Below are 13880 nucleotides of genomic sequence, written 5' to 3' on the forward strand. Positions count from 1 at the left end.
CGGGCCGGGGCGGCCGGGGCTCAACTGCGCAGCGGGCCCTCGCAGCTGTAGGCGGAGGTCCCCGACTTGTGGGTGCTCCAGATCTCCACCGGGCCGAAGGAGCAGTTCATGTCGGCCAGGTTGTTGGAGGCGGCGCCCGCCCGGTCGAGGATGAAGTAGTCCACCGTCTCGGACATGTCCTTGAAGTTCTGGTCGTCGCTGCGCCAGTTCTTCAGGTTCGCGGTGATCCGGCCGGTACAGGTGAACCGGCGCTTGCCCGGGTCCCCGTTCTCGACGCAGTCGGGGGTGTTGTAGGTGGCCGCCGCGAAGGAGGACTTGACGTTCGCGAGCGCGGAGTCGCGCAGCCGGTCGTTGGCCGTGAAGGTGGTGTTCGGCACGTAGAGCTGGTCGACCTTGGCGATCTGCTTGTCCAGGAAGCGGTCGTAGTCGCGCTGGAGGTAGGTGTCGGCGCCCATCCGGTAGCGCCAGGCGTCGTACGCCTGCACGTCGTTGGCGCGCAGGTGGGTGTACATCTCGCGCAGGAGCGAGGGCTTCTCGGTCCACAGGAACTCGAAGAAGGTGCCGGCGTAGTTGTAGAAGCGGAAGCCGTCGCCGTCGTAGGTGGCGTTGAGCAGCTGCTCCACCGTCATCCGGGGCCCGCCGCCCGCCGTGTCGCTGATGATGCCCCTGACCAGGGACTTGCGCACGGCGATGCCGTTGTCACGGGTGGCGCCGTCGAAGAACTCGGCGGTGCCCTCGTCCATGGCGGTGGTCCGGTCGCCCTCGTACCAGGGGCCTTCGCCGAAGAAGCCGGGGACGGCGAACCGCCCGTTGAGGTAGTGCGTGTACTCGTGGCGGAAGAGCTCTTCGAGGGTGAGGGAGGAGTCCTGCGGGACGCGCCGCTGGTAGGTGTAGAAGGTGGCGCCGTTCTCGATGTACATGCCGCCGTTGTTGGTGCCGTAGCCGTACAGCATCGTCTGGTAGGTCACGTAGTCGGCGCGGGAGGCGTACAGCACGATGTTCAGCGAGGTGTTGGGATCGCCGGCCAGGGGCTGGTCCGTGCCCAGCACGCGGTGGAACTGCGTCTTGACCTGCTTGCTCGCGTAGTAGAGCTGGTCGACGGTGGCCCGGTCGAGGGCCGTGCGGACCTTGATGGCGCCGTTGTCGTAGGTGTAGGTGTTCGGGAAGAGCACCTTCTCGATGTCCTCCTTGCACACCCCGTACGGCTTGCACGCCTCGAAGGTGTTCAGCCAGGAGACGATCTTGGCCCACTGCTCGCTGCCGTTGCCCCAGCCGGCCTTGACCGGTTCGAGCAGGGCTCCGAGGTCGGCGACGACCTGGCTCTGCAGGCCGTCGATCTGGCCGAAGCGGCCGTATTCGCCCAGTGCGTCGCGGGCCACCCAGTCGTTGGCGGTGCCCTTGAGGTGGGTGTAGCCCGCGAAGGCCTTGAAGGCGGCCCGGTACGAGGCGTCGGCCTTGGCCGCGGCCTGGAAGGCGGAGTCGTCGTTGCCGGGGTACACGCCGAGGTAGTTGACCACGAGGGCGGCGAGGGCGGCGCCGCCCCAGTTCGCGTCGCGGTGGGTCGCGGTGTGCGACGGGTCCATGGTGGCCAGGACCTTCTGCACCAGGCCCAGCTGGCTCTGGCGCATGCCGGGGCCGGTCGCGTAGAGCGCTTCGCGCAGGGTCCGGGCGTTGGAGGCGGTGGCGTCGAAGGTGCGGGCCGCATTGCCGAAGTCGGTGACGGCCTTGCTCATGGCGCCGACGGTCGGCGCGTCGGTGAGGTCGATCTCGGGGCGCGAGAAGTCGTGGTACACCGCGGCGTGCAGGTAGGTGAACATCTCCTCCAGGTGGGAGGAGTTCTTCCCGTCGTGGGAGGCGGCCAGGGCGGATATCCGGCGGGACACGGCCTGGACGTGCGCGTCGGACATGACGGGGGTCAGGCGGGCGTCCCAGGTCCAGATCAGGCCGCGCAGGCAGACGTCGGCGGTGACCGCGGGGTCGGCCAGGAAGTCGGCGAACTGCTCCGGGGTGAGGGCGGTGATCCCGTCAAGGGTGCAGGGGACGCCGGCGGCGGTCCTCCCGGTGGGCGCGGCGGCGAGGGCCCGGTTCTTCTCGGTGCGCTCGCTGCTCGCGGCGGCGGGGGTGGCGGCTCCGGGGACGCGGCCGTCGACGGCCAGCCCGCCCGGGGTCCGGGCGCTCGCCGGGGCGGCCTCCTTGGGCGAGGCCAGGCGGTCGACCTCGTCGAAGGGGTTCGGTGCGGCGGCGGCGCCCCGGGCGAAGGCGGCAGGGGCGGCGGCGGGGGCCGGGGCCGAAGCGGGACCCCGCTCGGCGGCCTGGGTCACGGCCTGTCCCGCGGTGGCGAGGAGGGTGACCGCCACGGCGGCGGAGAGGAGGGACGTACGCACAGCTCTGTGCTGGGACACCAAGGACTCCTGAGAGGCAGGGGAGGTGGGGGAATGGTGCGCGAGGTGGTGCGTGAACTGCGGTGCTTTGCACGGCGTTTGACGGGGATTAACGTGCCGCGGTGTGAGCTGTAACATAGTAATGTGAAATTGCACTGACAAGACCTGTGCGCCCACCAGTTCGCACCTTCTTGAGGGAGCCCCTGTGTCCGACGCCTCTCCCCGCCTCAACATCGGCAGTCACGACCTGCCCGTATCACCCGAGTTGTCCCGCTTCATGGCAGACGGCTGGGCCCCTTCGCCGCTGCCCGACTCCACGCGGGTGGCGGCGTACGAGGTTGCCCCGGCCCGGCGCGCCCGGCTCTCGGCGCGCTTCCCCGGCGAGCGGCTGATCATCCCCGCCGGGGAGCTCAAGGTGCGCTCCAACGACTGCGACCACCGCTTCCGGCCGCACAGCGCGTACGCGTGGCTGACCGGGCTGACGGGCGAGGACCAAGTGGGCCACGTCCTGGTGCTGGAACCCTCGGGCCCGCACGGCCACGAGGCGGTGCTGTACCTGCGCCCCCGCTCCCCCCGCGTCGACGGGAACGAGGAGTTCTACCGGGACCGGCGCTACGGGGAGTTCTGGGTGGGCCGGCGCCCCGACCTGGCGGAGGCCGAGCGGCTGACGGGCCTGCGCTGCGCGCACCTGGACACCCTGGGCGACCCGGTCGGCCGCAACGCCTCAACGGACGCCGAACTGGCCACCGTGCTCTCCGAGTTGCGGTTGGTCAAGGACGCCTGGGAGGTCGGGCAGCTCCAGCTCGCCGTCGACCACACGGCCGCCGGTTTCGAGGACGTCGTACGGGCGCTACCGCGCGCCCTGGCGCACCCGCGCGGCGAGCGGTGGATCGAAGGGGTCTTCGGCCTGCGGGCCCGGGCAGAGGGGAACGGGACGGGGTACGACACCATCGCGGCGTCGGGCGCCCACGCGTGCGTCCTCCACTGGATCCGCAACGACGGCCGACTCGACCGCGGCGACCTGCTGCTGCTGGACGCGGGCGTGGAGACGGACAGCCTCTACACGGCGGACATCACCCGCACCCTCCCGCTGTCGGGGCGCTTCTCCCCCGTGCAGCGGCAGGTGTACGAACTCGTGCTGGCCGCCCAAGAGGCCGGCATGGCGGCGCTGCGGCCGGGCGCCAGCTTCCGGGACTTCCACCGGGCCGGGATGCAGGTGATCGCCGAGGGGCTGGCGGAGTGGGGCGTGCTGAAGGACGCGAAGGGTGATCTGCACCGGCGCTACACGCTGTGCAGCAGCGGGCACATGCTGGGGCTCGACGTCCACGACTGCGCGAAGGCGCGGGCCGAGACGTACCTCGACGGGGTGCTGGAGGAGGGCCAGGTCCTCACGGTCGAGCCCGGGCTCTACCTCCAGCCGGACGACGAGACCCTGCCGGCGGAGCTGCGCGGCATCGGCGTCCGCATCGAGGACGACCTCGTCATCACGGCGACGGGCGCCCGACTGATGTCGGGCGCCCTTCCGCGCACGGTGGACGGCATCGAGGAGTGGATGGGGTCCCTGCTGGCCGGCTGAGGGTACACGCCCGCCGCGCCGCCGGCTCACGGTGGCCGCGGGCCGGGGCCCGCTCGGCCCGGGCCACTGCTAGCGGCGGCCTGCCCAGTCGTCGTTCCAGTGGTTCCAGCCGTCGCCACCGCGACCGTCGTTCCAGTGGTTCCAGCCGTCGCCACCGCGACCGTCGTTCCAGTGGTTCCAGCCGTCGCCGCCGCGGCCGTCGTTCCAGAAATCGTTGCCGTGGCGCCAGTCGGCGTTGTTCCAGTGACCGTCGCCGCCGCGGTCGCCGCGCCACGCGTCCACGTCGTCCCAGCACCAGCTGGGACGGTGGTCGTTCCACCAGCGCGAGTGCTCGCAGCAGTCGCGCCACCAGTTGCTCCCCCGCCAGTCGTCGGAGCACCGGTTGTTGTTCTGCGGGGCGCTCTGCGGGACGGAAGAGGCGAAGGCCGAGCCGACAGGCATCAGGGCAAGCGTTGCACCTGCGGCGCCTGCAACAGCTGCCGCAATGATCCTACGGCGCATGATCATGCACCTCCGAGGATGATGGCAAGGTAACAAAAGGGGCATTTCCACATTCCACCTCCCCCCGCCGCCTGTCAAAGGCGGTCCCGGAGACGGCCGGACACCCTTAGTCCAGGACGGCAATACCGTCCAGTTCGACCAGCGCCGGCTCGTCCCAGAGGCGGACCACGCCCACCACCGCCATGGCGGGGTAGTCGCGGCCCGCCAATCGATGCCAGATCCGGCCCAGTTCCCGGGCATGGGTGCGGTACGCGTCCACGTCGACCGCGTAGACCGTCACCCTCGCCAGATCCGCCGGGGTGCCGCCGGACGCGGCCAGGGCCGTCAGCAGGTTGGACAGGGCGCGCTCGAACTGCTCGGGCAGGGTGTCCCCGACCACCTTGCCCGAGGCGTCGAGCGCGGTCTGGCCCGCCAGCAGGACCAGGCGCGAGCCCCTCGCGGCGACCGCGTGGGAGAACCCGGTCGGCGGGGAGAGCTCCGCCGGGTTGACGCGTTCCAGACTCACCGGTACAGCTCCTTCGCGATGATCGTGCGCTGGACCTCGCTCGCCCCCTCGTAGATCCGCGGGGCCCGCACTTCGCGGTAGAGGTGCTCCAGCAGGTGGCCTCGCTGGAGGGCCACCGCGCCGTGCAGCTGGACCGCGTGGTCCACCACGTACTGGGCCGTCTCCGTCGCGAGCAGTTTCGCCATCGCCGAGCGGCGCGGGACGTCCGGGGCTCCGGCGTCGTAGGCGCCGGCCGCCGCGTAGACCAGGAGCCGGGCCGCCTCGGTCCGGGTGGCCATCTCGGCCACCCGGTGTCCCACCGCCTGGAGGTCGCCCAGCACCCCGCCGAAGGCGGGTCGCACCGCCGTGTACGCCAGCGTGGCGTCGAGCGCGGCCCGGGCCATGCCCACGGCGAAGGCGCCCACGCTCGGGCGGAACAGGTTCAGGGTGTCCGTGGCGACGCGGAAGCCGCCGCCGGCCTCGCCGAGCAGGTCCTCCGGGCGGACCGGGACCCCGTCGAAGGACAGCCGGCCGATCGGATGCGGGGAGAGCATGTCCAGGGGCTCACCCGACAGGCCGGGGCGGTCGGCGGGGACCAGGAACGCGCTGACCCCCTTGGCGCCCGAGCCCTCTCCGGTACGGGCGAAGACGGTGTAGAAGTCGGCCTCGGGGGCGTTGGAGATCCAGCACTTCTCGCCGCTGAGCCGCCAGCCCCCGCCGCGGCCGGCTTCCGGCACCGCCGACAGCGTCAGCGCCGCCGCGTCCGAGCCGGCCCCCGGCTCGCTCAGCGCGAAGGCCGCCACCGCGCGACCCGTCCGCACCCGCGCCAGCCAGCGCTCGCGTTGCTGCTCCGTGCCCGCGCGCAGCACCGGGTAGGCGCCCAGCCCCTGGAGGGCGAGGGCCGTCTCCGCCTCCGTACAGCCGTAGGCGAGGGATTCGCGCAGCAGACACAGCTCCAGGGCCCCGGCGGTGAAGACCCGCTCCAGCAGGCCGAGCTCGCCCAGCGCGGCGAGCAGCGGCCGGTTGACCCGCCCCGGCCGGCCCCGGTCGGCGAGGGGCCGCAGCCGCTCGGCCGACAGGGCGCGCAGGTGTGCGCACCACTTCTCTTGTTCCGCTCCGAGCGCGAATCCGGTCATCCGAATGTCCCCGCTTCTATCGCGTCCTGTTGACTGCCGTCACCATCACGATACGCTCGTGGGTGCTGCCGTACGGCCGGCTCCACCCACTTCGGTCCCCCGCAGCCGGGGCCGCTGCCGTTGCGAGGGGGCGACCCGCCTTGGAGCTCAAGCCTTCCGCCCACGCCGACACCTTTGCCCGCGACCACCTGCCGCCGCCGCACGCCTGGCCGCAGCTCCTCTTCGAGCTCCCCGAGCTGGCCTATCCGGACCGGCTCAACTGCGGGGCGGAGCTGCTCGACGCCACCATCGAACGCTTCGGAGCGGACCGCCCGGCCTTCCGCAGCGGTGCGGGCGAGGTGTGGTCGTACGGGGAGCTGCGCGAGCGGGTCGACCGGCTCGCGCACGCGCTCACCGCCGACCTCGGCGTGGTCCCCGGCAACCGGGTGCTGCTGCGCGGCCCCACCGGCCCCTGGCTCGCGGCCTGCTGGCTGGCGGTGATGAAGGCGGGCGCGGTGGCCGTCACCGTGCTGGCCCAGCAGCGGGCGCACGAACTGGCCACGGTGTGCCGGATGGCCCGGGTCGGGCACGCGCTGTGCCATACGGGCGCCCTCGACGACCTGGTCAAGGCCGAGGTGCCGGGTCTGCGGATCACCCCCTACGGCGGGCCGGGGCCGGACGACCTCTTGCGGCTGGCCGAACGGCACCCCCGGCCGTTCCCGGCCGTGCAGACCTCCGCCGACGACGTGGCGCTGATCGCCTTCACCTCGGGCACCACCGGCCGCCCCAAGGGCTGCATGCACTTCCACCGCGACCTGCTGTCGGTCGCCGACACCTTCAGCCGCAACGTGCTGCGCCCCCGCCCCGACGACGTCTTCGCGGGCAGCCCGCCGCTCGGTTTCACCTTCGGCCTGGGCGGGCTGGTCGTCTTCCCGCTGCGCGCGGGCGCGTGCACGGTGCTGCTGGAGCAGGCGGGCCCGCGGCAGCTGCTGCCCGCACTGGGTGAGCACCGGGTCACGGTGCTGTTCACCGCGCCGACCGCGTACCGGGCGATGCTGGACGACCTCGGGCCGTACGACGTGGGCGCGTACGACCTGTCGGCCCTGCGCCGCTGCGTCTCGGCGGGGGAGAACCTCCCGGAGGCCACCTGGCAGGCCTGGCACGCGCGCACCGGACTGCGGATCATCAACGGCATCGGGGCGACCGAGCTGCTGCACATCTTCATCTCCGCCGCCGACGAGGACATCCGCCCCGGCACCACCGGCCGGGTGGTCCCCGGCTGGCAGGCCCGGGTGGTGGACGAGCGGGGCCGCCCCGTCCCCGACAACCAGCCGGGCCTGCTCGCCGTGCGCGGGCCGGTGGGCTGCCGGTACCTGGCCGATCCGCGGCAGGCGGAGTACGTACGGGACGGCTGGAACCTGACCGGGGACACCTACGTGCGGGACCCGGAGGGCTACTTCCGGTACGTTTCCCGGGCGGACGACATGATCGTCTCGGCGGGGTACAACATCGCGGGCCCCGAGGTCGAGGAAGCCCTGCTGCGCCACCCCGACGTGGCGGAGGCCGCGGTGGTGGGCCGCCCGGACGAGCGGCGCGGGCAGATCGTCGTGGCCTACGCGGTCCCGCGGGCCGGCACCACCCTGACGGAGGAGACCCTGCGCGCCTTCATGCGGGCGGAACTCGCCCCGCACAAATGCCCGCGGTCCTTCGTCTTCCTGCCCTCGCTCCCCCGGACGGCCACGGGGAAGCTACAGCGCTTCCGGCTGCGCGATCTACAGTGAACCCGTGGCAGAGCTGCACACCCCGCGATCACTGATCGTCACGTTCTACGGAGCCTACGGGCGCGCCTTCGACGGGCCGGTACCGGTGGCCGCCCTGGTGCGCCTGCTGGGCGCGGCCGGCGTGGACGCCCCGTCGGTCCGGTCCTCGGTGTCCCGGCTGAAGCGGCGCGGCTTCCTGCTGCCCGCTCACGCCCGGGACGGCTCGGCGGCGTACGAGCTCTCCGCGGAGGCCCGGCAGCTGCTGGACGACGGCGACCGGCGGATCTACGGGCCGGCGCAGCCCTCCGGGGAGTGGCTGCTCGCGGTGTTCTCCGTCCCGGAGCAGGAACGGCACAAGCGGCACCTGCTGCGCTCCCGCCTCGCCAAGCTCGGCTTCGGCGCGGTGGCGCCGGGCGTATGGGTCGCCCCGGCCCACCTGGACGAGGAGACCGGCCACACGCTGGCCCGGCTGCACCTGACGCCGTACGTGGAGCTGTTCCGGGGCGCCCACCTGGGCTTCGCGGCGACCGCCGAGGCGGTGGCCCGCTGGTGGGACCTGGCCTCCCTGGCCAAGCAGCACGAGGAGTTCCTCGACCAGCACGAGCCGGTGCTGCGCGGCCTCCAGACCGGGCCCGCCCCCAGCCCGGAGGAGGCCTACCGCTCCTACCTCCTCGCCCTGGACAGCTGGCGCCGCCTCCCCTACGCCGACCCGGGGCTGCCGCGCGCCCTGCTGCCCGCGGACTGGCCGGGCGACCGCGCGGCGGCGGTCTTCACCGAACTGCACACCCGCCTGCACGACCTCGGCGCGGGCTTCGTGGAGCCGTAGCGGGCCGGCCGCCCTCGCCCCCGGCGGTCCTTCCGGCGGGGGCCGCCGGGGGGGCGTGCCGGGGCCGCCGACGGCGGCTCCCCGGGAAAAACCGGGTGCACGAGGGAACGGCCCGGCGCCACCATGAGCCATGACGTGGACCTTCACTCCCGATATGGCGGCCTACCTGGATGCAGCGGGCCCGGCCGTGGCCGCGGAACCGGTCGTCAACACGGTGCTCCTGACCGTGACGGACGCGCTCACCCGGCGCGGCCCGCACGCCTTCGGCCCGGACGAGCCCTTCTTCGGCTGGTGGACCGGCGCCGACGGCGCCGTCGCCGGAGGGCTCCTGTGCACCCCGCCGCACCCGATGTTCGTCGGCACGCTGCCCGCGCAGGCGGTACGGGAGCTGGGGGCCGCCCTCGCCGACGAGCCGCTGCTGGCCTCCGTCGGCGGCTTCAACGCCCGCCGCCCCGACGCCGAGGCCCTGGCGCGGGCCTGGGGGAAGCCGACCGAGATCGCCGAAGAGACCCGGTTGTACCGGCTCGCGGGCCTGATGGCACCGGACCCGGCCCCGGCCGGCCGGCCCCGGCCCGCCGCCGAGCGCGACCTCCCGCTGCTCCTGGAGTGGGTCGATGCCTTCAAGCGGGAGGCCGGGGTGCCCGGCGCCGCCTCCGAGGCCGGCCTGCGCGACCGCCTCTCGTACGGCGGCATGCTGCTCTGGGAGGACGCCGGGAAGCCGGTCTCGCTGGCCGGGTTCACCCGCCCGATCGGCTCGGCCGCGCGCATCGGCCCCGTCTACACCCCGCCCGCGGCCCGCGGCCGCGGGTACGCCGCCGGGGTCACGCACGCGGTGAGCAGAGCGGCCCACGCGGCCGGCGCCTCGGAGGTGCTCCTCTTCACCGACCTGGCCAACCCGACCAGCAACGGCATCTACCTGCGCCTCGGCTACACCCCCGTCGAGGACCGCGCCGAGGTGGTCGCCGTCTGAGCGCCCGGCTTCAGCCGCGGCCCGTAGGCGGTTTGCGGCTGCCCGCCCGGTAGGGGGCGGGCCAGGGGGCGGCCGGGCCCTCGTAGGACTGGTCGGCGGCCGCGTGCAGGGTCCAGTGCGGGTCGTACAGGTGGGGGCGGCCGACCGCGCACAGGTCGGCGCGGCCCGCCAGCAGCAGCGAGTTGACGTCGTCCCAGGAGGAGATGGCGCCGACCGCGATGACGGGGACGCCGAGCGCGTTGCGGATCCGGTCCGCGTACGGGGTCTGGTACGAGCGGCCGTACTCCGGCTTCTCGTCGACGACGACCTGGCCGGTGGAGACGTCGATGGCGTCGGCGCCGTGAGCCGCGAAGGCGGCGGCGATGTCCATCGCGTCCTGCGGGGTGGTGCCGCCCGGCGCCCAGTCGGCCGCCGACAGGCGGACCGTCATCGGCCGGTCCTGCGGCCAGACGGCGCGTACGGCGTCGAAGACCTCCAGCGGGAAGCGGAGCCGGTTCTCCACGGGCCCGCCGTACGCGTCGGTGCGGTGGTTGGTCAGCGGGGACAGGAACCCGGACAGCAGGTAGCCGTGCGCGCAGTGCAGTTCCAGCAGGTCGAAGCCGCAGTCCGCGGCCCGGGCGGCGGCCGCCGCGAAATCGGAGCGGACCTGCGCCAGGTCGGCCTCCGTCAGCGCGCGCGGGACGGCCGAGACGCCGGGGCGATACGGCAGCGCGGAGGCCGCCACCACCGGCCAATTTCCCTCGGGGAGGGGGTCGTCCATCCCCTCCCACATCAGGCGGGTCGAGCCCTTGCGGCCCGCATGGCCGAGCTGGACGCCGAGCGCCGTGCCGGGGGCGCTGTTGTGCACGAAGTCCGCGATGCGCGTCCAGGCGGCGGCCTGCTCCGCCGTGTACAGGCCGGTGCAGCCGGGGGTGATGCGGCCCTGCGCGGACACGCAGACCATTTCGGTCATCACCAGCCCGGCCCCGCCGAGGGCCCGCGCCCCCAGGTGCACCAGGTGGAAGTCGCCCGGGGTGCCGTTCCCGTCGTGCGCCGAGTACATGTCCATCGGGGAGACCACCACCCGGTTGCGCAGGGTCAGCCCCCGCAGCCGGAACGGGGTGAACATCGGCGGGGTGTGCCGGTCCGGGCAGCCGAAGTCCCGTTCGACGGCCCGGGTGAACCGCTCGTCGCGCAGCCGCAGGTTGTCGTGGGTGACCCGGCGGCTGCGGGTGAGCAGGTTGAAGGCGAACTGCCGGGCCGGCTGGCCGAGGTAGCCCGCGATCTCCTCGAACCAGCGCATGCTGGCGGCGGCCGCCCGCTGGGTGGAGGCCACCGCCGGCCGCCGGGCGGCCTCGTAGGCGGCCAGGGCCGCGGGGATGTCCGGCGCGCCGCGGGCCGCTGCGGCGGCGGCCGTCTCGGCGCCGACCGCCTCGGCGAGCGCGAGGGAGTCCTCCACCGCCAGTTTGGTGCCGGAGCCGATGGAGAAGTGCGCGGTGTGCGCCGCGTCGCCGAGCAGGGCGGTGTTGCCGTGGGACCACCGCTCGTTGACGACCGTGCGGAACTGCGTCCACGCGGAGCGGTTCCCGTGCAGCGGGCGCCCCCGCAGGGCCTCGCTGAAGATCTTGGCGCAGCGGGCGGCGGATTCGGCCTCGTCGCACAGGTCGAGGCCGGCGGCCCGCCACACCTCCTCGCGCATCTCCACGATCACGGTCGAGGCGTCCGCCGAGTAGGGGTAGGCGTGCAGCTGCATGACGCCGTGCTCGGTCTCCGCGATCTCGAAGCGGAACGCCTCGAAGGCGAAGTCGGCGGCCAGCCAGATGTACCGGCAGCGGCCGCCGGTCACGGTGGGCCGGAAGTGGGCGGCCCCGTCTTCCCGGGTGGCGCTGTGCACCCCGTCCGCGGCCACCACCAGGTCGTACGTGGCCGCCAGGGCCTGCGGGGGCGGCGCCGGGGTGCGGAAGTGGAGGACGACCCCGAGGCCGGCGCAGCGCTCGTGCAGGATCTCCAGCAGCCGACGGCGCCCGAGCGCGGCGAAGCCGTGGCCGCCGGAGGTCAGCATCCGGCCGCGGTGCACGATGTCGATGTCCTCCCAGCGCACGAACTCGGCGCTGAGCGCGGCGTACACCTCGGTGTCCGCGCGTTCGATGCCGCCCAGGGTCTCGTCGGAGAGCACCACGCCGAAGCCGAAGGTGTCCTCGGGCGCGCCCCGCTCCCAGACCTCCACCGTGTGGCCCTGCCGGGCCAGCAGCGCGGCGGCGTACAGTCCCCCGGGCCCCCCGCCGATCACCGCGACCCTCACCATGGGCTACCTGCCCTTCCACTCCGGGGGCCGCTTCGCGGTGAACGCCGCGTGGAACTCCGCGTAGTCCTGGCCGTTCATCAGCAGAGCCTGGGTGTTGGCGTCCAGCTCGACCGAGGCGGCGAGCGGCATGTCGAGTTCGGCGGTCAGCAGCGCCTTGGTCTGCGCGTACGCGAGGGCGGGCCCGGCGGCCAGGTGCGCGGCCAGTTCGGCTGCCCGTACGTCGGCCTTGCCCTCCTCGGTGAGCTCGCTGAGCAGGCCGATCCGCTCGGCCTCGGGGGCGCGTACGGGTTCGCCGAGCATCAGGAGCCGGGTGGCGTGGCCGAGCCCGACGACCCGGGGCAGCAGGTAGGCGGCGCCCATGTCCCCGCCGGAGAGCCCGACGCGGGTGAAGAGGAAGGCGAAGCGGGCGCTGGGGTCGGCGATGCGGAAGTCGGCGGCCAGGGCGAGGACGGCACCGGCCCCGGCCGCGACCCCGTGGACGGCGGCGATCACCGGGAAGGGGCACTCGCGCACGGCGCGCACGACCTGTCCGGTCATCCGGTTGAAGTCGAGGAGCTGGGCGGTGTCCATGGCGAGGGTGGCGCCGATGATCTCGTCGACGTCCCCGCCGGAGCAGAAGCCGCGCCCCTCGCCGCCGAGCACGAGGGCGCGCACGGAGCGTTCCCGGGAGAGTTCGGCGAGCAGATCGCGCAGGTCGGCGTAGGCGCCGAAGGTGAGCGCGTTCAGCTTCTCGGGGCGGTCGAGGGTGACGGTGGCCACGCCGTCCTGCCGGGTCACCCGCAGGTGGCGCCACCGTTCGGTCGCTGGTGTGGAACCGATGAAGGGGCTCACACGCTCGACGGTATCACTGCATCGTGACTACCGTCACAGAAACGCGACACGGAGGCGCGCGACGCCACCCGTCCGGCCCCGCCCGCATGACTATGCGGCCGAGGGTGCGGGCTCGGCGAGCATGGCGACGAGGACGGCCTTGATGGTGTGCAGCCGGTTCTCTGCCTCGTCGAAGACCACGGAGTGCGCGGACTCGAACACCTCGTCCGTCACCTCCAGCGAGTCCAGGCCGTGCCGCTCGTGGATCTCGCGGCCGACGGCGGTGCCCAGGTCGTGGAAGGCGGGCAGGCAGTGCAGGAACTTCACGTCCGGGTTGCCGGTGGCGCGCAGGACGTCCATCGTGACCGCGTACGGGGCCAGGGCCGCGATCCGCTCGTCCCAGACCTCCTTGGGCTCGCCCATGGAGACCCACACGTCGGTGGCCACGAAGTCGGCCTGCGCCACCCCTTCGGCGACCTCGTCGGTGAGCGTGATGCGGGCCCCGCTCGCGGCGGCCAGTCGGCGGGCCTCGGCCACCACGGACTCGGCCGGCCAGTAGGCCCGGGGCGCCACGATCCGTACGTCCATGCCGAGCAGGGCGCCGGTCACCAGGTAGGAGTTGCCCATGTTGAAGCGGGCGTCGCCCAGGTAGGCGAAGGCGATCCGGTCCAGCGGCTTGGCGCAGTGCTCGGTCATGGTGAGCACGTCCGCCAGCATCTGGGTGGGGTGCCAGTCGTCGGTGAGGCCGTTGAAGACGGGCACGCCGGAGTGCTCGGCGAGCGCCTCGACGGCCTCCTGGCTGTCCCCGCGGTACTCGATCCCGTCGAACATCCGGCCCAGCACGCGGGCGGTGTCCTTGACCGACTCCTTGTGGCCCATCTGGGAGCCGGACGGGTCGAGATAGGTGGTGTGCGCCCCCTGGTCCGCGGCGGCGACCTCGAAGGCGCAGCGCGTGCGGGTGGAGGTCTTCTCGAAGATCAGCGCGATGTTCTTGCCCCGGAGGCGCCGCTGCTCGGTCCCGGCCTTCTTGGCCGCCTTGAGCTCGGCGGCGAGCTCGACCAGGCCGCGGAACTCGGCGGCGGTGAAGTCGAGCTCCTTGAGGAAACTGCGGCCGGCGAGGGCGGGGGCCATGGGGACACTCCAGGGTCGTACTGACAGGCGATAATGGAACTC

The 13880-nt window shown here is 73.3% G+C and carries 11 protein-coding genes; 4 read left to right on the forward strand and 7 right to left on the reverse strand.

All coding sequences use genetic code 11. The features are described from left to right. Window positions 1-20: 20 nt before the first annotated feature. Window positions 21-2402: a collagenase gene (locus AC0666_RS23540; protein WP_478708236.1), complete on the reverse strand. Its 2382-nt coding sequence runs from the start codon at window positions 2400-2402 to the stop codon at window positions 21-23. A 184-nt stretch (window positions 2403-2586) separates the two neighbouring features. Between AC0666_RS23540 and AC0666_RS23545 the strand changes: the two genes are divergently transcribed. Beyond that, the gene (locus AC0666_RS23545; RefSeq protein ID WP_468971513.1) at window positions 2587-3957 is read left to right on the forward strand and encodes an aminopeptidase P family protein; all 1371 of its coding nucleotides are present in this window, start codon (window positions 2587-2589) and stop codon (window positions 3955-3957) included. A 69-nt stretch (window positions 3958-4026) separates the two neighbouring features. Here the strand turns inward: AC0666_RS23545 and AC0666_RS23550 are convergent, their stop codons facing one another. From AC0666_RS23550 to AC0666_RS23560, 3 genes are all read right to left on the reverse strand, one after another. Continuing rightward, on the reverse strand, window positions 4027-4398 hold the full coding sequence (locus AC0666_RS23550) for a hypothetical protein (protein ID WP_468971511.1): 372 nt from the start codon (window positions 4396-4398) through the stop codon (window positions 4027-4029). Window positions 4399-4564: 166 nt separating this feature from the next. After that, window positions 4565-4963 (reverse strand): RidA family protein, encoded by a 399-nt coding sequence (locus tag AC0666_RS23555; protein WP_468971509.1) that lies wholly within the window; start codon window positions 4961-4963, stop codon window positions 4565-4567. Further along, complete coding sequence (locus AC0666_RS23560) at window positions 4960-6078, reverse strand: acyl-CoA dehydrogenase family protein (RefSeq protein WP_478708237.1); 1119 nt, start codon at window positions 6076-6078, stop codon at window positions 4960-4962. The genes AC0666_RS23555 and AC0666_RS23560 overlap by 4 nt, the downstream gene beginning before the upstream one ends. 140 nt (window positions 6079-6218) lie before the next feature. On the opposite strand from AC0666_RS23560, the gene AC0666_RS23565 reads away from it, so the two are divergent. The 3 genes from AC0666_RS23565 to AC0666_RS23575 all read left to right on the forward strand — a co-directional run bounded on the left by AC0666_RS23565 (window position 6219) and on the right by AC0666_RS23575 (window position 9613). Further along, the gene (locus AC0666_RS23565; protein WP_478708238.1) at window positions 6219-7838 is read left to right on the forward strand and encodes an AMP-binding protein; all 1620 of its coding nucleotides are present in this window, start codon (window positions 6219-6221) and stop codon (window positions 7836-7838) included. 4 nt (window positions 7839-7842) lie between these two features. Next, complete coding sequence (locus tag AC0666_RS23570; RefSeq protein ID WP_478708239.1) at window positions 7843-8643, forward strand: PaaX family transcriptional regulator; 801 nt, start codon at window positions 7843-7845, stop codon at window positions 8641-8643. A 130-nt stretch (window positions 8644-8773) separates the two neighbouring features. Beyond that, complete coding sequence (locus AC0666_RS23575) at window positions 8774-9613, forward strand: GNAT family N-acetyltransferase (RefSeq protein ID WP_468971502.1); 840 nt, start codon at window positions 8774-8776, stop codon at window positions 9611-9613. 10 nt (window positions 9614-9623) lie between these two features. Here AC0666_RS23575 and AC0666_RS23580 read toward each other — a convergent pair whose 3' ends face one another. The 3 genes from AC0666_RS23580 to argF all read right to left on the reverse strand — a co-directional run bounded on the left by AC0666_RS23580 (window position 9624) and on the right by argF (window position 13838). Beyond that, window positions 9624-11897 (reverse strand): bifunctional salicylyl-CoA 5-hydroxylase/oxidoreductase, encoded by a 2274-nt coding sequence (locus tag AC0666_RS23580; RefSeq protein ID WP_478708240.1) that lies wholly within the window; start codon window positions 11895-11897, stop codon window positions 9624-9626. A gap of 3 nt (window positions 11898-11900) precedes the next feature. After that, window positions 11901-12728: an enoyl-CoA hydratase family protein gene (locus AC0666_RS23585; RefSeq protein WP_361713922.1), complete on the reverse strand. Its 828-nt coding sequence runs from the start codon at window positions 12726-12728 to the stop codon at window positions 11901-11903. 90 nt (window positions 12729-12818) lie between these two features. Then, a complete protein-coding gene (gene argF / locus AC0666_RS23590; RefSeq protein ID WP_468971498.1) occupies window positions 12819-13838 on the reverse strand; it encodes an ornithine carbamoyltransferase in 1020 nt (339 codons plus the stop codon). Window positions 13839-13880 lie beyond the last annotated feature (42 nt).

Source organism: Streptomyces sp. NPDC043680, assembly GCF_056436685.1.

Excerpts from the sequence above, each read along its gene's own strand:
- AC0666_RS23560 (WP_478708237.1), bottom strand. The coding sequence starts at position 6,078 with ATGACCGGATTCGCGCTCGGAGCGGAACAAGAGAAGTGGTGCGCACAC.
- AC0666_RS23575 (WP_468971502.1), top strand. The coding sequence starts at position 8,774 with ATGACGTGGACCTTCACTCCCGATATGGCGGCCTACCTGGATGCAGCG.
- AC0666_RS23580 (WP_478708240.1), bottom strand. The coding sequence starts at position 11,897 with ATGGTGAGGGTCGCGGTGATCGGCGGGGGGCCCGGGGGACTGTACGCC.
- AC0666_RS23550 (WP_468971511.1), bottom strand. The coding sequence starts at position 4,398 with ATGCCTGTCGGCTCGGCCTTCGCCTCTTCCGTCCCGCAGAGCGCCCCG.
- argF (WP_468971498.1), bottom strand. The coding sequence starts at position 13,838 with ATGGCCCCCGCCCTCGCCGGCCGCAGTTTCCTCAAGGAGCTCGACTTC.